Below are 17940 nucleotides of genomic sequence, written 5' to 3'. Positions count from 1 at the left end.
GGTTAGAACCGGTCGCGGTGGAACTCCATGCAATGTGTTCAAATGTGGTGACGGTGTGCTGAATTCATTTGAGCCCGGCACGCCTGCTCTCGTCGCGTGGAGCTACCTTATGAACTGGCTTGGATCTGTGCATCGGCGCAGGCGCGCCAACCCGTGGACTTAACGGTTGACAAATTCGGCGATGGATTGGATGAGCGGGCGGGAAAAAGGGACATCATGAATAGAATCCAAAGCGCCCCGGCCTATGCCGGTACCGACAAAACAGTATTCGCATTCTATCCGGAATTCACTGAAGAAGCCGATGCAGCCAACATTGTCCCGCGGGCGTTTTGGTACTTAGCGAATCTATTGCGCAATGGCGCCGTACTGCTAGTGCCATCACAAGTAAAGCTTCCAACTGGGTCGGACATCCCTCGCCACATTGACCCGGCGATCTTGCCCCTTTTCGAGGATCTGAGAGGGCGGGTCGTTCACATCAGGTCGGATGGCGCTCCTATCGGCGACATCCTGAATGCCCATGAGCACACGAACGTAATTGTGCTGTGCCACAAGGCAGAACAGCTGGTGGCTGTCCGGCAGCAGGTTTCTCGTTCTCCGAACGTCCGGGTCGTCAACGTCGACCCTGAGGCATCGCAATATGAAAGCAGCCTCTACCTCAAACTGTCGTCCAATGACGGCAAGGGGACGATTGATGACATCGAAACCTGTCGCGCGCGTTTTGAACGCATGGTCCAGTCAATGGAGACCAGTCGCGTCTTCGTATTTGGAACCGGCCCCTCCCTCGACACTGTCGATTTCGGAAGCCTCCCGGCGGGGGAGAAGATCGTAACCAACAGCATGGTCGTCGATGACGACCTCATGCGGGCGATCAGGCCGCGTGTGATCGTGGCATCCGATCCGATATTCCATGCCGGCTGTTCGTCCTACGCAGGCGAATTCCGTGAAAAGCTCATTGCCGCGATGCGGCAGTATAGTAGCTACTTCGTGTTTCCGATGCGCGATTACGGAGTCTACAGGGCTCACTTTCCGGCCGATCTTCAAGACCATCTGATCGGCGTTCCGCTCGCCAAATCGGAGAACCTGAACACCCAACTCGGCCGGGCGTTTCACGTCAGCTCGCAGTCGAATGTGATGACCCTCTTCCTGCTGCCGATTGCCGCCAGCGTGAGCAAAGAGATCGTGCTGGCCGGGTTCGATGGGCGGCCCCTGTCCGAGTCCTCCTATTTCTGGTCGCACAGCAAGACTGCGCAGCTGAATCATAGGATGGCTGAAATTCAGTTGACGCACCCGGCGTTCTTCAAGATTAGCTACAATGAGTATCTGTTCAAGCACATGCGCGTTGTGGCGCAGTACTTGAATGAAGCCGAGGCAAACGGCATTCGCGTCGTTAGTATCACGGATTCGCATGTTCCGGCGATCAAGGGCCGTTATCTTGAAGGTGCTCCGGCCGAAGTCCTGGAAGGGCGGCAACCCACCGCCTCCATTGTGATGCCTTGTTACAATGTTGCGAAATATCTCGACGAGTGCATCGGCTCCATTCTCGACCAAACGTTGAGCGATTGGGAACTCATCTGCGTTGACGATGGTTCAACCGATGCGACGTGGGAGAAGTTAGTATATCTCGCCGCGCGAGATGCCAGAATTCGCATTTTCAAGCAGGAGAATGGCGGCGTATCGATCGCAAGGAACAAAGGACTCGCATTGGCAAGAGGGCGATTCGTTTGCTTCCAGGACGCCGATGACATCTTCTATCGCGACGCTCTTGAGACGATGGTTCGGTGTGCCGAACAGGAGCCGCCTGACACCATCGCGTACGGCGAACGCGTGATCACGGATCCAAATGGCAACGAGTTGAACCTGTCTTCGGGACGCGGCGGGGGGCTTACCTTCGAGAGTTTTGACAACTGGCCCGGGGTGACCAACACCGCGCTCGGGCGAGCCCATTTGTTCAAAGGCACACTTTTTAGGCCGAAGCTCGCCTATGCCGAAGACTGGCTTTATTTTGCCGAGATCGCAAGAACCGGCGTAAAGTTTGTTCAGACTGGCAAACGGATTGCGACATACCGATGGCACTCGAGCGCCGCCACACAACGTGAGTTTGAAAACAACATAGTGCAGACCGCATTTGCTATGCAGCAGATGACGGCTGACAATTGGGAGAATGGACTCCTAGACCCTGACTATGCCGTTGGTTTGCCGGGAGATGCGTTTCACCAACTCGAGTTGCGCAGAATGTATAACATTCTTGCGCAGTGCATCTTCCGCAGCGACTTTGCAGCGGCCGAGAAAGTCTACAGCTTCATCGATCGAAAAGCACGTCGCCGGCCACTCAAGAAGATGACGGTCGACGAGGTCGAACGCGCCGCCGTTCGCACCGTCTTCGAGCCGTTCCGATCCAAGGCGCTCCACCAGAAACTGCGTGGCGCCATCGGCGATCAGTTCCTTGCGGTCGAGAGAATAGTTGAACCCGAAAGACACAGCGCATTCTTCGACGCGTTTTCCACGTTCGCCAAACAGGTGGACGGGCGCGCCGATGTTTTGCCCCAGAGCAGCCCGCCGAGCCCTCCAGCAGGGTTCGAGCAAAGGCGCAGGATGTATCGCTTGCTTGCGAGACTTCCGTTGGTGCGCCGCGCGTTGCAGCCGCTGAAAAGGCGCTATTTGCGAAGCCGTGGGCTGATCTAGCCCAACTTGCGAAGAGCAACGCTGCAGCGCCCTCTTGTCAACAAATCAGGCCAAGGCAAACTGAGCATGTTGTCGTCAAGGATTGTTCGGCCGGTTTGCAGGCCGTGTCGTTCGCTCCGGCCAGATGGCTCGTAGGCAAATGCCCGGGCGATTTTGCGGCAGCCTTCGATCAAAGCCCAGCCTGGCGTTGGCGAGCCGAGGTTCGCCGGGCAGAATGATGGGTAGTCGTGAGGCGAACAGCCGAGGCGAACGGCTCCTTATGGTTCAGGTCCTGCGTGCTCTCGCGGCGATGGCCGTCGTGTTTCAGCACGCGCGCGCCCGGATGACAGACTTCGATGGTCAGGTCGATTTCTTGCCGTTCGATCACGGCGCCCAGGGTGTCGACCTGTTCTTCGTCATCTCCGGCTTCATCATGGTCTGGGTGACCAAGGACGGAGCGGTCGCCCCCTTGACCTTCATCAAGCGCCGCTTCTTTCGGGTGTGGCCGCTCTATGTCTTGGTGACGCTGGTTGCAGCCCTGCTTTCTTTCTTGGCTCCACGTTACTATTCCGGATCCACCGACCTAATATACATTATCAAGTCGGCGTTCTTCATCCCCGCATTCCGACCAAGTGATGGCAACCTGTTCCCGATAATGGTGCCGGGTTGGTCGCTGAACCTTGAAGTCGTCTTCTATGTGATCTTCGGGTTGTCGTTTTTTCTGCGGTCTCCTTACTTCGTCGCCTGTGCGGCGGTCAGCGCCTTGTATCTGATATCAAGTCAATTTGACTCAGTCGGCCCATTGATGGCAGCCTATGGCGGGCGAAATGCCATCATCCTCGAATTCGTCGTCGGCGTCCTTGTCGGAATCGCCTATATCAAAGGCGCCCGAATTCCGCAGATCACCGCTTATGTGTTGATGGCGTTCGGCTTCTACCTGCTGATCGCCAGGAACCAGGAGGGCCTGATTGGCGCCGGTATCCCCGCCGCGTTCATCGTCTTTGCGGCGATCAACATCGACCTTGACCTCGGCGAGCGGACCAATCGGGTCGTCGACCTACTCGGGCGTGTTTCCTTTGCCCTGTACCTCATCCACAACTTCGTGATCCAGGGTTCGACGCGAGTGCTTCTCGACTACGGCATCGGCGCCGGCGAGCTCAATGGATGGGTTTATTTCGTGCTTGTCGCTTTGCTCAGTCTCGGCGCCAGTCTGACAATCTACCGATACATTGAAGCGCCGATGACAAAGTTCCTGACATCGCCGCTCAGGCGGGCATGGCAGCCATCCGAGAAGCCCGTTCCCCTCGACGAGTCTTCCGAGAAAGCGACGCGGCTGAAGAGACGAGCGGTCTCCCGCCATAGCTCGTGACGAATCTCACGGGCTTGGTGGTCTCGTGCAGTCCCCGATACGCAGCGGACGCCAGTATGGCCGGCAGACGCCTGAGGCCGCGCGACCCTGACGCAGGACCTTGGCTTGTGCTATCGGGGATAATACACCTTGCGGCTTGCCTCTGGGTCTACGGTCTTGACCTTGGTAGCTCGGTAGTAGGCGGAATTGGTCAGGCCTTTCAGAGGTTTGTTCGGGAAGTTTACTGACGGGTCCGTAAGCGCGGTCACGTTGTCGAACCCGGACCACCGGATCATCCGCTCGAGCAGCGGTCGGGTTGGATGCCACCCGCTCAGAACGATGTCATCCGACCAGAACCCCTTCGGCATCATGCCTTCATCGCGCCTGTTTACGAGGTGAAGGGAATCGCCGGTCGCGGTCTGTGTGGAGATTACGATATCCTTGGTGTCGAGCGTCGACAGGAAGTCGAGCAGGTACTGCGGATCGCGGAAGTGATAGATCACGCCAAGAAGCAGGATGCAGTCGAACGAGCCGTATTTGCGTGCCTCGAAAAGGCCGTCTTTGTGGATCGACAACGACAGCTTCTCTTCGGCGATGACGCTCTCGACGGTCTCGCGGACGAGGTTGAAGTACCAGTCGAATGGGTCCGGCTCGATCCCCACGACTGAGGCACCTGCGCGAGCGAGTTCGATGCTCAGCCCAAAGGTGTTGGCGCCAATGTCGAGAACACGTTTGCCGCGCCAGTATGAGTCGTCATTTCCTGACACCGCCTGGGACAGTGGCTTGGGGTCCCACTGGCCCAGGATAAGAACCTCACCGGAACGACCATAAATCGTCTGGGCGCCGGCGCGTGCCTGCGATTGTACGCTCATTCGACAGGCCTCCTCATGATGCGAACCTGCGCTGACGATATCTTCTGGGTGACCAGATCGTCTCTGTCTCGGCCATCGATCGAGAATGAGATCGAAAATCGTTGCGGTCAAGAAGACTGCATTATTGTGTTCGTATCCAAGGATAATAGGCGGTAGCGAAGGTATGGTTATGGTCCAAAGGCAGAGATGTTTCAGCGTTATTGATGGGACGAATGCAGATCCATATACGTCTGTTGGCGCCTGCTCATGCCCCCTTTGAGCCCGACGCAATGTCGCGATGGGCGCCAACATCCGGTTCGGCAGTCCCGTATCCGGGCTCTTGTTTTTGATCGATCCCGTCTTTCACCGGCCGGCGGGATTTTCGCGTTGCGGCACAGCCTAGATCACAACGAAATCCGCATTGGTGAGAGCGAGATCCGCATCAAGCGTAGCGAAATGAATCGAACCGCCGGCCCCGTTTCCGTCGGCGTCGTAGAACAGCTTGCCGGTATGGATCTGATAGATGATGCGGTCATCCGCGTCGTGGGCCACCCCGGTATAGGTCCTCCAGAGCTTCTCCGCTCCAAGCGTGCCGAGTGTCGCTCCCAATCCGGCCATGACGTCATTGTCAAGCTGTATCGTGTCCGAGTCGACAAAGTACCCGACGATCGTATCGACATTGGTTGCGGCGTTGAGCGTGGTATCGAACACGAAAATGTCGAGGCCGGCACTGCCGTTCAGCGTGTCGTTGCCAAGTTTTCCGTTCAGCGTGTCGTGACCTGTCGAGCCGTTGAGCGAATTGGATGCACTATTGCCGGTGATGATGTTGTCGAGGCTGTTGCCCACGCCATTAACGGCGCTTCCACCGATCAGCGTCAGGTTTTCGAATGCGCCCGACACCCTGGCACCGGTGTTCGCGAGGCTGAATCCGATTTTCGATAGCACGGTGTCGATGCCGCCTGAACCGGCGATGCTCTCATCGACCTTGTCGCCGACATTGTCCACCTCATATGTGTCGTTGTTGGCGCCGCCATACATGGTGTCTGCGCCATCCCCTCCGTCCAATGTGTCGTTACCGCCTAGGCCGCTCAGGACATTGTTGCCGGAATTGCCGTCTATGATGTTGTCGAGCGCGTTGCCTGTGCCGGCGATGTTGCCGTCGCCTTTCAAGACGAGGCGTTCGATTGCACCCGACACATGCGCAAGGTTGGCCAGACTGAAACTGATCGTCGATCGCACGGTGTCGATGCCGCCCCCCGGCATGTTGCTGTCCTCGACAAAATCCCCGACGTCGTCGACTTCGAAAATGTCGTTACCCAAGCCACCGATCATGGTGTCCGCCCCGGTTCCGCCGTCGAGAACGTCGTCCCAGCTGCCGCCATCGAGCTTGTCGGCACCCTCGCCCCCGAAGAGAAGATCCGCCCCATCGCCGCCGTAGATTGTGTCGGAGCCGGCGTCACCGTACAGCTGGTCATTTCCCCGTCCGCCTTCGATATAGTCATTGCCGTGCCAGCCGGTGATCACGTCTTGATCGTCACCGCCGTAGATTGCGTCGGCGTTGCTGCCACCGTCGATGGTGTCAGCGCCCGCGCCTCCATAGATTTCCGCATTCCCGCCTGCCAGATCGCTGTAGTCGATCGTGTCGATGCCTTGTCCTCCATAGATGTAGACAAGCCCGGAAGACGAAGAGAATATTGTGTCATTTCCATCGAGGCCGTAGATGATATTCGAGACGGCATCGTTGATGTTGTCGTCGTTGAGAGTTCCCACATTCGTCGGCATTGCGCCTTCTCCTCTTGATTGGTGCTTGAGGGCGCGCACAGCTAGCAGAGATATCCCTTCGGCGTGTGGACGAGACGGAACTGGATATCGCAGGAGTGGAACTCAAGTGCGGTATTGTTTCGATTTGCCATCTTCCGAAACTGGGGCGGACACAGTTCCAGCCTATTCGAAGCTCGGTCGAAGTCCTTGCTCGGGATGCGTGCGCTCTTGCTTGCGGAAGGGTCAGATCACCACGAAATCCGAGTTGGTGAGCGCGCAAGGTTCGGCGGCAGCGAGGCGAAATGGACTGCACTCATTCGAGCCGCTACGGTCGGCATCATGGAAGAGCCTATGTCGTAGATGGTGCGAGCGTCGGTGTCATGAGCCATGCCGACAGTGCTCTTCCAGAATTTCCCGTTCGACAGCGTGCCGGGGGGCACCAGCCAGGCCATCATCGCTTTGTGCGCTGTTCCATCTCGACCGATGATCGAAAGTACCGCAAGCTTTTTCTTGCCGGCCTCAGATCACCTGGAAATCGACGTTGGTCAGCGCCAGGTTGGGTGCGAGGCCCGCAAACTGGACACGCCCGGCTGCACCAGTGCCATCCGGATCGTAGTAGAGCTTGCCCGTGTCGGTTTCGTAGATGATCCGGTCGGTAGCGTCATGGGCAAGTCCGCTCGTGCTCATCCAGAATCGGGAGACGTGCAGCGTGCCCAGGGTAGTGCCAAGTCCGGCCATCACCGCGTTGTCCAGCCGGATCGTGTCCGATGGGACATAGAAATCGGTAATGATGTCGAAATTTGTCGTGGCGTTCAGGGCGGCATCGAAGACAAAGATGTCGGCTCCGGCGTTCCCCGTCAGCGTGTCGTTGCCGAGTTTTCCATCGAGGACGTCGTTTCCAGTGCTTCCATTGAGCGCATTTGCAGCACCGTTCCCGACAATAACGTTGTTCAGACTGTTGCCGGTGCCATTGGTCGCCCCGGTGCCGATCAGCGTCAGGTTCTCGATCGCGCCCCTCACCTTGACCCCGGTGTTCGCCAGGCTGAAGCTTAACGTGGACTGTACCGTGTCTACACCGCCGAAACCGTTGGTGACTTCGTCGACGACATCGCCTGTCGAACTCACGATATAGGTATCGTTCCCCGAGCCGCCGTGCATCAGGTCGGAGCCGCCGCCGCCGCTGACGACGTCGTTCCCGCCGTTGCCGACGAGCGTGTCGTTGCCGCCGCCGCCGTTGAGGCTGTTCGCTCCGTTGTTGGCGTTGATGCGCTGTGAGAGGGCGTTGCCTGTCAGGTTGATGGTTGTGGTGCCGGCAACCGACGTCGTGGCCAGCGTCTCGATGTGCTGGCCGGCTGCGAGCACGAAACTGGTCGAGGCGTAGACCGTGTCTTTGCCCTGGCCGGCGGCCTCGAAGACCTTGTCGCCGGCGTTGTCGACGAAGAATCTGTCGTTGCCGCGACCGCCCGTCATTTGGTCGAAGCCGGTGCCGCCGATGAGCGTGTCGTTTCCGACGCCGCCGAAGAGCCGGTCATTGCCGGGGCCGCCGTCGATCCTGTCGGCGCCGTCGCCTGCCGCGATGCCTGGATTGAGCCGATGGATGCTGCCCGTCAGGCTCACAACATAGAGATTGCCGCTGTTGTCGGTGCCGAAGGACGAGATCTGTTCGAGGCTGGCGCCGACGATCTGCGCGGTCCTGTCCAGCGCATCTTCGGCGACACCGTTTACCATGCGCAGCGTGAACAAACGTCCGGTGACGAAATCGCCGAAGAAGTAGGCGCCCTGCAGACCCGCTGCCGGCCCGTGATACACATAGCCTCCGGTAATGCTTTGGCCGACATCGCGACCATACTCGAAGACCGGCGAGGTGAAGACGATGGGCGGATTGGGCGCCGGGCTCGGGCCGGGCAGGGTCCCCTCGCGATAATCCCAGCCGTAGTTCCGTCCGCCCGGATCGCCCGCCGCCTGAAAATCGACCTCTTCGCGCGCGCCCTGGCCGACATCGGCGATGTAGAGGTCGCCGGTGAGGGAATCGAAGCTGAAGCGCCAGGGGTTGCGGAGGCCGTAGGCCCATATCTCGTCGGCGCCGGCCACAGCCCCGGCGAACGGATTGCCGTTGGGAATGGCATAGTTTCGGGACGCGTCTGCCGGAAAATCGTCGTCGTCGATATCGATCCGAAGGATCTTGCCGAGCAGCACATTGGTGTTCTGGGCATTGCCGGCCGGATCGTTGGCGCCTCCGCCGTCCCCTGTCGCGATGTAGAGGTATCCGTCGGGACCGAACGCCATGGAGCCGCCATTGTGGTTGGCGAAGGTCGGGTGAGGAATGGTGATGATCGTCGCCACCGCCGCAGGGGCGGCGCTCGCGGGATTGCCGGCCGAACGCGCATACTCCCGCACTTCGATGTTGCCGGCAGGGTTGGTGAGAAACACGAAGAACCTGCCGTTCGTCCCGTAGTCGGGATGAAAGGCGAGGCCGAGAACGCCACGTTCGCCGTCGCTGGAAAACTGCCCGTTGGGAATGTCCAGGAAGACGGACCGCGCGCCTGTCGTGGTGTTGATCCGCACGATGTCGCCGACATCCTTTCTCAGCGCGTAGAGAAAGCCCTCGTCCCCGGGAGCCCCCGTGGCGAACACCGCGCCCGAGCCGACATCGGCCAGCAGGGTTGCCGAGATGTTGCCCGCGTTCGGATCGAGGTCGGCGGTGCTGTGACCGTAAAGGATATCGTTGCCTTCGCCGCCCCAGACCTGGTCTGCGCCGTCGCCGCCCGAGATCGTGTCCGTGCCGCCGCCGCCGCTGATACGATCGCTGCCGCCCAGGCCGTTGATCGTATCGGCATCGCCCGTTCCGCCGAGCGTTTCGGTCGCGTTCGTTCCCGTCCGGTTTGCCATGTCAGGGCCATCCGCTGTCGCGGTTGCTTTCGACGGGGCAACCTTAGCACGGATTGTCGCCAGGGTGGTGCTCCGCCGACCCGGGCCGGCAAGAAGACGAGCGGCCGCCATGTCGGCCTGCCGACGTGATCGTCCGGCAAAGGATCGTCAGATTACCATGAAATCGGTTTTGGTAAGCGCGAGATTGGAGGAAGCCGTGGTGCGGCGCCCCGCCTGCCGCGTCCCCCACGATTGCGGACACCGCTCATGTTGCATCGCAGCAATCCTCTGCTATAGAAGCATCAGTCGATCGGACCCGGTGCAATCCCGGGTGGCTCTTCCGGCCGCCAATCCGCCGGACAATCTACCAAGCCCTGACATTTGCTCGCCTGTTTCGCGACGGGGTTTTGCCGTGCATTTCGGACCCTCATGTTTTCATTTGACGCTTTCCGCCGTGAATGGCTTTCCAACATACGTGGCGACATACTGGCCGGTATCGTTGTCGCTTTGGCGCTGATCCCCGAGGCGATCGGCTTTTCCGTCATCGCCGGCGTCGACCCCAAAGTGGGTCTCTACGCCTCCTTTTCCATCGCCGTGATCATTTCGATTACAGGCGGTCGTCCGGGCATGATCTCCGCGGCCACGGCGGCGACTGCCGTGCTGATGGTTTCGCTCGTGCGCGATCATGGCCTGCAATACCTGCTGGCCGCCACGATCCTTGCCGGCGTGCTGCAGGTCCTCGCCGGCTTTGCCCGGTTGGGATATGTGATGCGGTTCGTTTCGCGCTCGGTGCTGACGGGTTTCGTCAATGCGCTCGCCGTCCTGATCTTCATGGCCCAGCTCCCCGAGCTGATCGGGGTGTCCTGGCAGACCTACGCCATGATCGCGGCGGGCCTGGCGATCATCTACCTTTTCCCGCGGCTCACCACCGTCGTGCCTTCCCCGCTGATCTGCATCGTGGCACTGACCGCCGCTTCCCTGGCGCTGGGCATCGACGTGCGCACCGTCGGCGATCTCGGCGAATTGCCGTCGAGCCTGCCCACCTTCCTTATCCCGGACGTGCCGTACACACTCGAGACGCTCCGGATCATATTTCCCTATTCGGTCGGCGTCGCAGCCGTCGGGTTGCTGGAAAGCCTGCTCACGGCATCCATCGTGGATCAGATGACCGACACCAGGAGCGACAAGAACCGCGAATGCGTGGGCCAGGGCATCGCCAATTTCTGCACCGGTTTTCTGGGCGGAATGGCAGGCTGCGCCATGATCGGCCAGTCGGTGATCAATGTGAAGTCAGGGGGACGCGGAAGGCTTTCCGCCTTCGTCGCGGGCGCCTTCCTCCTGGTGCTGCTCCTGCTGCTCGACGATTGGGTGCGCATCATTCCCATGCCCGCCCTCGTGGCCATCATGATCATGGTGTCGATCGGCACGTTCTCATGGTCCTCCCTCAATGATCTGCGCAAGCATCCGCGCCGCTCCAGCATCGTGATGCTGGCAACCGTGTTCACCGTGGTCGGCACGCACAATCTCGCGCTTGGGGTCGGTGTCGGCGTGCTGCTCTCCGGCATCTTCTTCGCGTGGAAAGTCGCCCAGATCTTCCGCGTCGGCTCGGAGCTCTCGGCGGACGGCGGGACTCGGATTTACACCGTCCTGGGTCAGCTCTTCTTTGCGACGGCCGACGACTTCCTCGATTCCTTCGACTTTCGTGAAAAGCTGGAGCGCGTCCGCATCGACGTCTCCCACGCCCACATCTGGGATCTGACGGGGGTCGGTGCGATCGACCGGGCGGTTCTGAAATTCCGGAAGGAAGGTGTCGACGTCGAGGTGGTCGGCATGAACGAGGCAAGCGCCACGATCATGGACAAGCTTGCCGTTCACAACGATCAGCATGCATTGGAGCGTGCGTTTGGCCACTGACCCGATCCAGGGTCGGTGCGCCGAGCAGGTTTCGGGAAACTGCCACGTGGTCAGGTTTTCCGGATGCCATCCGCCGACCTTTCGCATCCGCCGCCTGTTGGCGGGATAGCCCGACCGGGTGGAAGCGCGCGGCTCACAATCGCGATGTCGGCGGAACCCGCTCTGTTGTGACCTCCGCATCCCGATCGGGGTCAGAATTCCTGTCGTTCGACCGTGGGGCTGACATCGTTGATCCGAAACTCGATCAGATTTGAAACGTCGCTTTCGCAGCGCATTTCGGCAGTGTTGCGACCTCGCGGCGAATAGTATGATGGCAAGATATCAAAGCCGACTGTCTGGCCAGCGCTGAACCTTGGCAGGCTGGGCACAACAAGAAGCTCGTGGCCGTTCACGAGAACGCGGCAATTTGTCAGGGATACGCCCCATTTCTTCTGCACGGTGAGTGAAGTGCGCAGGTTCCAGTTGCTGCGGCCGGTCGCGTGATCGGTCTGCACCCAAGGCAATACGTCCAGCCCCTCGATCTTCAGTTCGGGGTCTCCCATGCCGAATATCGTAAAGACAGCCCCGACCAGGGTAGCGAGCCCCAGCACGGAGGCGATCAGCTTCGCAATCCATCCGGATGCCCTGGCACCGTCGACGTAGCGGGGCTCCCTTGATTTCAGGGCTTCCCTGACTGGCGCTTTTGAATTGGGCGTCGGAGGATTGGCTTCGGGCATTGCTCCCTACTTTGACCGCCGTCTCAAAGTTGCCCCAACCCCTATCACCGCCCGGTCAATTCGAACAGATTGCCGCGACTGAATGAGGTCCGCGATGAGAACTGCAAGTCGGTAGCGCCAGCCGGAGCAACCCGGCATCGACCCGGGCTTCGGCCGCCGTGTATTCCCAGCATCCGGTTGCCGAAAATTCTGATGAGAATGAACGGAAGTGGTGCCGCTTGCGTGACTCGAACACGCGACCCCATCATTACGAATGATGTGCTCTACCAACTGAGCTAAAGCGGCATTCCGATGCCGGGCGGAGCCCGGTGCGGATGTGGAGCGGGTGATAGCTTCATTGCGCGGGGATTTCAAGCCGCCCGTGGCGGGAATTGCCGGGCTTCCTGAAAATAGCCGCGCCGTCCCGTCTCACGCAGCGGCAACGGCGGCGCGCGCCGCCTCGTATTCGGCTGCGAGGCGGTCGATCAGCACCGCCGCCGGCACCACTTCCGTCACGGCTCCGATGCCCTGGCCGCAGCCCCAGATGTTCTTCCAGGCCTTGGCCGCGCCGAAGTTCATCTTGGACGGATCCGATACCGGCAGATTGTCCGGGTCCATGCCCTGGGCGCGGATCGAGCCCTTGAGGTAGTTTCCGTGCACTCCGGTGAAGAGATTGGAATAGACGATGTCGGCGGCCTTGGAATCGACGATCATCTGCTTGTAGTCGGCGTCGGCGCGGGCTTCCGCCGTGGCGATGAAGGGCGAGCCGACATAGGCCATGTCGGCGCCCATGGCCCGGGCGGCGAGCACCGCCCCGCCATTGGCGATGGCGCCCGACAGCAGCAGCGGCCCGCCGAACCACTGGCGGATCTCCTGGATGAGCGCGAAGGGCGACAGCGTTCCTGCATGGCCGCCGGCCCCGGCCGCCACCGCGATCAGCCCGTCGGCGCCCTTCTCGATCGCCTTGCGTGCATGGCGGTCATGGATGATGTCGTGCAGCACGATGCCGCCATAGGAATGGACGGCCTGGTTCACTTCCTCGACCGCGCCGAGCGAGGAGATGACGACCGGAACCTTGTATTTCACGCACAGGGAAAGATCGTGCTCCAGCCGCGGATTGGACTTGTGAACGATCTGGTTGACCGCGAAGGGCGCTGCCGGCCTGTTCGGATTGGCGGCGTCGTGGCTGGCGAGGTCCTCGGTGATCTCGGCCAGCCATTCGTCGAGTTGTGCCTCGGGGCGGGCATTGAGCGCCGGGAAAGAGCCGACGATGCCGGCCTTACATTGCGCCAGAACAAGCGGCGGATGCGAGATGATGAACAGCGGCGAGCCCACGACCGGCAGACGCAGATTCTTCTTGAGAATGTCGGGCAGGGCCATGGGGCCTCCATCAATTGACGTTTGCGTAAACGTCACTGCTTCTAGCAGATCGGTACGATGCCGCAACGGGGAATCCGGCGGCTCCAACGCCCCGACGGGACTGCCCGCTGGAGCGCGCGACGGCGCGTCGCGGCCGTTGACGCGAAGGCCGGGCGGCGCCCGGATGGGCGTTGTCCGGGCCTGCCGGCATGGGCATCGCCGCCCCGAACGGCGGGAATCGACCTTTCAAGCGGGCGAAGGCATAGTGGAAGCGGCGAATCCGTTGATCGGACCCGCCGCAGGCGTTAGAGACCTTTTGTGAATTCGCGCCGGCGTGGCCTGAGCCGGCCTGACCAGCGGGTTTTCGAAAGGTTTCGGAGCGATCCGGACGAGGTGATCCGGAAGAACGTGGGGAACACTGCTTGGACGTGATCGAAACCGCGATCCGCAATGCCTTCGGGAAGGGAGACGCCAGCGACCGCGCGTTCCGCGAGAAGGTCTATCGTTCGGTGTTCGCTGCGCTGGATCGGGCGCTGAAGGCCAATCCCAACATCACGGTCGAGGCGGCGATCAATCGCAGGAAGAGCCTGCAGGCGAAGATCGCCGAGATCGAGTCTGAGTTCATTGCCGCGGTTCCGACCGTGGCACCTGATGTGGGGAGCGCCGAGCGGGTGCTGGACAGGCTCGAAATCGGCGCCGGGTCTCCCCGTGGGGCGGCGCCGGTTCCCGAAGTCAACCTTGGGCGACAGGAGCCTGCCGCGGACGCGCCGCGGCGGGCCCCCGCGCCGGCCATCGAGCCAGTGCGCGCCGCGACGGCGCGCAAGGCCGCGCCCGCCGGGAGCGGCCGGGTGGAGCCGCGGCTCGACGCGGCGGGCGATGCGCCGGGGCGTGCGACGGACACCATCGCCGAGGCCGAAGTGCCTGCCCAGACCGAGCGGGTGGTCGATGCCGAGCGCCGCCGCCCCTATGCCGCGATCTTCTTCATCGTGACGCTCCTGTCGCTCGGCGCGATCGGCGCCTGGTGGGGCTTTCAGACCGGCCTCTTCAAGACGCCGGAAGAAATCGACACGAGCGTTCCCAAGCCGCCGGCCGTCACGGGCTCGGAGGACTTCGATCCCGACGAAGAGCCGATCGGCGCTCCGGCCAAGCCCGGCCAGACAGATACGCAGCGCAGCTGGATCACGGTCTTTACGCCGTCGGATCCGTCGCTGGTCAATGCGCCGGGCGACACCAGGGCCGAGGTGATGGAGGACGACACGGGCGATTTCATCCGGATCCGTTCCGGTGCTTCGGGTTCGGCCATCACCTTCGACGTCGGCCAGGGCGTACTCGAGCAACTCGCCGGCAGGCGCGCCGTCTTCGACATCGTGGCGCGCGCCGAGGAGGGCAAGGAGACCCAGATCTCGGTCGACTGCAATTTCGGCGAGCTCGGCGATTGCGGCCGCAAGCGCTACGCCGTCGGCTACGAGAAGGGCGAGTTCCTGTTCGAGATCGAGTTGCCGGACAAGAGCCCGGGCGCCGAAGGCACCATCGCCATCAATTCCGACATCGCCAATGGCGGCAAGGCGATCGACGTGTACGAGATCAAGGCCTCGGTGGCGCAGTAGACGTCAAGGGCTCTCCGAGGCCCGCACGCCGCTGCTGCCCGAAGTCCAGCCCGGATGGCGGGGAGGGGCGCGCAAAACGGGTCAGTCAATCCAGCAGCGCCTGCAGCGTCTCGATCCGGTCGGCCTCGCTTGCGGGCTTGTCCCAGCGCAGGCGCGATATGCGGGGAAAGCGCATGGCCACACCCGATCGGTGGCGCTGCGAACGGTTGAGGCCTTCGAAGGCCACCTCCAGCACCAGGCCGCTCTCGCGGTCGGCGCGCACCGAGCGTACCGGGCCGAAGCGCTCGACGGTGTTGTCGCGCACATATTTGTCGATCTGCCTGAGCTCCTCGTCGGTGAAGCCGAAATAGGCCTTGCCGACCGGCACGAGCTCCGGCCGGTCCTCGGGCCCCGACCAGACGCCGAAAGTGTAGTCGGAAAAGAAGCTCGACCGCTTGCCGTGGCCGCGCTGGGCATACATCAGAACGGCGTCGATCGTATGGGGGTCGCGCTTCCACTTGAACCAGGGACCCTTGGGGCGTCCGGCGACATAGACAGAGACGCGCTGCTTGAGCATCACACCCTCGATGATGGGGTGGGGCGGCGCCTTGCGCAGCGCCTCCAGCGTCGGCCAGTCGTCGAAGTCGATCATCGGCGACAGGTCGAAACGCTGCGGATCGATGCCGGCCACGAAGGCTTCGAGCCGTGCGCGCCGCTCGGTGAAGGGCAGGGGGCGGATGTCCTCGGCCCCCGCCTGCATGAGGTCGTAGCAGCGCACGAAGGCCGGGTAGCTATCGCGCATCTTCTGCGACACGCTCTTGCGGTTGAGACGCTGCTGCAGGTCGGAGAAGGTGCCGGTCCACTCCGGCGGCCGGCCGACAAGCAATTCGCCGTCGAGCGCGCCGTCGAACGTCATGGCCTCCACCAGGTCGGGAAAGGCGCCCGAGATATCGTCGCCGGTGCGCGAATAGAGCCGGCGCAGCCCGCCTTCGCACACGACCTGGACGCGGATGCCGTCCCATTTCCATTCCGCTGCGTAATCCGCCGGATCGAGTTTCTCGAGGTCGCCGTCGTCGACGGCATTCGACAGCATCACCGGCCGGAACAGGGCCTTGGCCGCCTTCTCCGGCTTGGGGGCCTTGCCCTCCAACCAGGCGAACAGCGCTTCGTAGGGAGGCGACAGGCCGTGCCACAACTCCTCGATCTCGGCGACGTCGACGCCGCCGAAATCCGCCAGCGCCTGTTTGGCCAGCCGGGCCGAAACGCCGATCCGCAGTCCGCCGGTGACCAGCTTGATTATGGCGAAGCGCGCCGCGATGCCGACGCAGTCGAGCAGGGTCGCGAGCACGCGCGGGCCGTCAGAGCGGCTCGCGGCCTGCAGCCTGGCCACGACCTCGCCAAGCGTCGGCGAATGGTCGATGGTGGGCCCGTCTTGCGGATCCGGCCAGACCAGCGACACGGTTTCGGCGAGGTCGCCGACATAATCGTAGGAGTAGCCGAACAGGACCGGGTCCATGCGCTCGGTCACCAGTGTCCTGAGCATTGCAGGTTTCACCGCCGCGATCGACAGGTCGCCGGTCATGGCCGCGAGCGCCAGCCCCCGGTCGGGATCGGGTACGGCCCGGAAATAGTCGACGAGCAGGGTCAGCTTGCCATTGCGCGACGGGGTCAGCACCAGGCGGTCGAGCAGCTCGGCGAAGCGGTCCATCAGTCGCCCTCGTCCTCGTAGCCGACCAGATGCAGCGGCCGCGCCGCGATCCCCGCCAGCTCGCACCAGCGCACAAGCGCCTCCTCGCGGCCATGCGTGACCCAGATCTCGCCCGCGCCCGTCTCCCGGATCGTGCCGGTCAGCTCGTCCCAGTCGGCATGGTCGGACAGGATCAGCGGCAGTTCCACACCGCCCTGCCTGGCGCGCTGGCGGATGCGCATCCAGCCGGAGGCGAAGCAGGAGATCGGGTCGGGAAAACGCCGCGCCCAGCGATCGGCAAACGCGGTCGGCGGGCCGACGATGATCGCACCGGCGAACTCGTCCCGGTCGGCCTTGTCGACCGTCGCCGGCCGCAGTTCGCCCAGATCGATGCCCTGGCTCTGATAATAGGCGCTGAGCGTCTCCAGCGCGCCGTGGATGTAGATCGGCTTTTCGTAACCGCAGTCGCGCAAGAGGCGGATCACGCGCTGCGCCTTGCCGAGCGCATAGGCGCCGACGACATGGGCGCGCTCAGGGAACTGGGCCACCGAGCGCAGCAGGCGCGCCGTCTCCTCCCGGTCGGGAGGGTGGCGGAAGACCGGCAGCCCGAAAGTCGCCTCGGTGATGAAGACGTCGCAAGGAACCGGCTCGAAGGGGACGCAGGTCGCATCCGCCTGGCGCTTGTAGTCGCCCGATGCGACGATCCTGAGCCCTCCATGCTCGACCGCGATCTGGGCGGAGCCGAGCACGTGGCCGGCCGGATGGAACGTCACCTTGACCCCGTTGACCTCGATGGTTTCGCGCAACGCTGCAGCCTGCGTGCCTCCGGCGAAGGGGTCGCCGTAGCGCAGCCGCATGATGTCGAGCGTCTCTCGCGTGGCGAGCACAGCGCCGTGGCCCGATCGGGCATGATCGGAATGGCCGTGCGTGACCAGGGCGCGCCCGACCGGACGGACCGGATCGATGAAGAAGTCGCCAGGCGGGCAATAGAGCCCTTCCGGCCTCGGGTGGAGAAGCTCGCTGGCGCGCATGGTGCAAACATAAAGCATGTCTCCCGAAAGTGTGCAGCGGTTTCGGGAAAAAGACATGCGTCAAATCAAGAACATACAGCGCTTCGCGTGAAGCCTTCTTCACGCGAAGCGCTGTAGGCATTTGCGCGGGATGTGGAAGCCGGTTGCATTCGGCTCCTGACACGCGCTATAGCGCCGCG

11 protein-coding genes, 1 tRNA gene and 1 other annotated feature are annotated in these 17940 nt (G+C 62.0%); of the genes, 4 read left to right on the top strand and 8 right to left on the bottom strand.

All coding sequences use genetic code 11. The features are described from left to right. Window positions 1–216 precede the first annotated feature (216 nt). Window positions 217–2682: a glycosyltransferase family 2 protein gene (locus tag JN302_RS35370; protein ID WP_202330681.1), complete on the top strand. Its 2466-nt coding sequence runs from the start codon at window positions 217–219 to the stop codon at window positions 2680–2682. 259 nt (window positions 2683–2941) lie between these two features. Beyond that, window positions 2942–4030, top strand: a complete 1089-nt coding sequence (locus tag JN302_RS35365; RefSeq protein WP_202308963.1) for an acyltransferase family protein — start codon at window positions 2942–2944, stop codon at window positions 4028–4030. A 110-nt stretch (window positions 4031–4140) separates the two neighbouring features. Here JN302_RS35365 and JN302_RS35360 read toward each other — a convergent pair whose 3' ends face one another. The 3 genes from JN302_RS35360 to JN302_RS35350 all read right to left on the bottom strand — a co-directional run bounded on the left by JN302_RS35360 (window position 4141) and on the right by JN302_RS35350 (window position 9510). After that, entirely contained in the window at window positions 4141–4881 is a 741-nt protein-coding gene (locus JN302_RS35360; RefSeq protein ID WP_202330680.1) for a class I SAM-dependent methyltransferase, read from the bottom strand. Between the two features lie 378 nt (window positions 4882–5259). Next, window positions 5260–6681 (bottom strand): calcium-binding protein, encoded by a 1422-nt coding sequence (locus JN302_RS35355; RefSeq protein ID WP_202330679.1) that lies wholly within the window; start codon window positions 6679–6681, stop codon window positions 5260–5262. 459 nt (window positions 6682–7140) lie between these two features. After that, window positions 7141–9510, bottom strand: a complete 2370-nt coding sequence (locus JN302_RS35350) for a PQQ-dependent sugar dehydrogenase (RefSeq protein ID WP_202330678.1) — start codon at window positions 9508–9510, stop codon at window positions 7141–7143. Between the two features lie 288 nt (window positions 9511–9798). Beyond that, window positions 9799–9854, top strand: a sequence feature (sul1 is cis-regulatory element that is thought to sense ions involved in sulfur or methionine metabolism; They are found in Alphaproteobacteria). Window positions 9855–9918: 64 nt separating this feature from the next. Here JN302_RS35350 and JN302_RS35345 point away from each other — a divergent pair. Continuing rightward, a complete protein-coding gene (locus JN302_RS35345) occupies window positions 9919–11403 on the top strand; it encodes a SulP family inorganic anion transporter (RefSeq protein WP_202330677.1) in 1485 nt (494 codons plus the stop codon). Between the two features lie 191 nt (window positions 11404–11594). Here the strand turns inward: JN302_RS35345 and JN302_RS35340 are convergent, their stop codons facing one another. The 3 genes from JN302_RS35340 to JN302_RS35330 all read right to left on the bottom strand — a co-directional run bounded on the left by JN302_RS35340 (window position 11595) and on the right by JN302_RS35330 (window position 13478). Next, window positions 11595–12119, bottom strand: a complete 525-nt coding sequence (locus JN302_RS35340; protein ID WP_202330676.1) for a hypothetical protein — start codon at window positions 12117–12119, stop codon at window positions 11595–11597. Between the two features lie 209 nt (window positions 12120–12328). Continuing rightward, window positions 12329–12404 (bottom strand) — tRNA-Thr (locus JN302_RS35335). 123 nt (window positions 12405–12527) lie between these two features. Then, window positions 12528–13478, bottom strand: coding sequence for an NAD(P)H-dependent flavin oxidoreductase (locus JN302_RS35330; protein ID WP_202330675.1), 951 nt, complete (start codon window positions 13476–13478; stop codon window positions 12528–12530). 407 nt (window positions 13479–13885) lie between these two features. Between JN302_RS35330 and JN302_RS35325 the strand changes: the two genes are divergently transcribed. Continuing rightward, window positions 13886–15064, top strand: a complete 1179-nt coding sequence (locus tag JN302_RS35325; protein ID WP_244846755.1) for a hypothetical protein — start codon at window positions 13886–13888, stop codon at window positions 15062–15064. A gap of 85 nt (window positions 15065–15149) precedes the next feature. On the opposite strand, the gene JN302_RS35320 is transcribed toward JN302_RS35325, so the two are convergent. Next, a complete protein-coding gene (locus JN302_RS35320) occupies window positions 15150–16751 on the bottom strand; it encodes a cisplatin damage response ATP-dependent DNA ligase (RefSeq protein ID WP_202330673.1) in 1602 nt (533 codons plus the stop codon). Beyond that, on the bottom strand, window positions 16751–17761 hold the full coding sequence (locus JN302_RS35315; RefSeq protein WP_202315262.1) for a ligase-associated DNA damage response exonuclease: 1011 nt from the start codon (window positions 17759–17761) through the stop codon (window positions 16751–16753). Before JN302_RS35315 ends, JN302_RS35320 begins: the two co-directional genes overlap by 1 nt. Window positions 17762–17940 lie beyond the last annotated feature (179 nt).

Source organism: Mesorhizobium sp. L-8-3 (genome assembly GCF_016756615.1).
Classification (GTDB): Bacteria; Pseudomonadota; Alphaproteobacteria; order Rhizobiales; family Rhizobiaceae.
Note: the sequence above shows the minus strand (reverse complement) of the source record. Positions and strands in the feature narration are given on the sequence as shown.

Coding starts and splice junctions, on each gene's coding strand:
- JN302_RS35315 (WP_202315262.1), bottom strand. CDS start 17,761: ATGCGCGCCAGCGAGCTTCTCCACCCGAGGCCGGAAGGGCTCTATTGC.
- JN302_RS35340 (WP_202330676.1), bottom strand. CDS start 12,119: ATGCCCGAAGCCAATCCTCCGACGCCCAATTCAAAAGCGCCAGTCAGG.
- JN302_RS35330 (WP_202330675.1), bottom strand. CDS start 13,478: ATGGCCCTGCCCGACATTCTCAAGAAGAATCTGCGTCTGCCGGTCGTG.
- JN302_RS35320 (WP_202330673.1), bottom strand. CDS start 16,751: ATGGACCGCTTCGCCGAGCTGCTCGACCGCCTGGTGCTGACCCCGTCG.
- JN302_RS35360 (WP_202330680.1), bottom strand. CDS start 4,881: ATGAGCGTACAATCGCAGGCACGCGCCGGCGCCCAGACGATTTATGGT.
- JN302_RS35370 (WP_202330681.1), top strand. CDS start 217: ATGAATAGAATCCAAAGCGCCCCGGCCTATGCCGGTACCGACAAAACA.
- JN302_RS35345 (WP_202330677.1), top strand. CDS start 9,919: ATGTTTTCATTTGACGCTTTCCGCCGTGAATGGCTTTCCAACATACGT.
- JN302_RS35350 (WP_202330678.1), bottom strand. CDS start 9,510: ATGGCAAACCGGACGGGAACGAACGCGACCGAAACGCTCGGCGGAACG.
- JN302_RS35365 (WP_202308963.1), top strand. CDS start 2,942: ATGGTTCAGGTCCTGCGTGCTCTCGCGGCGATGGCCGTCGTGTTTCAG.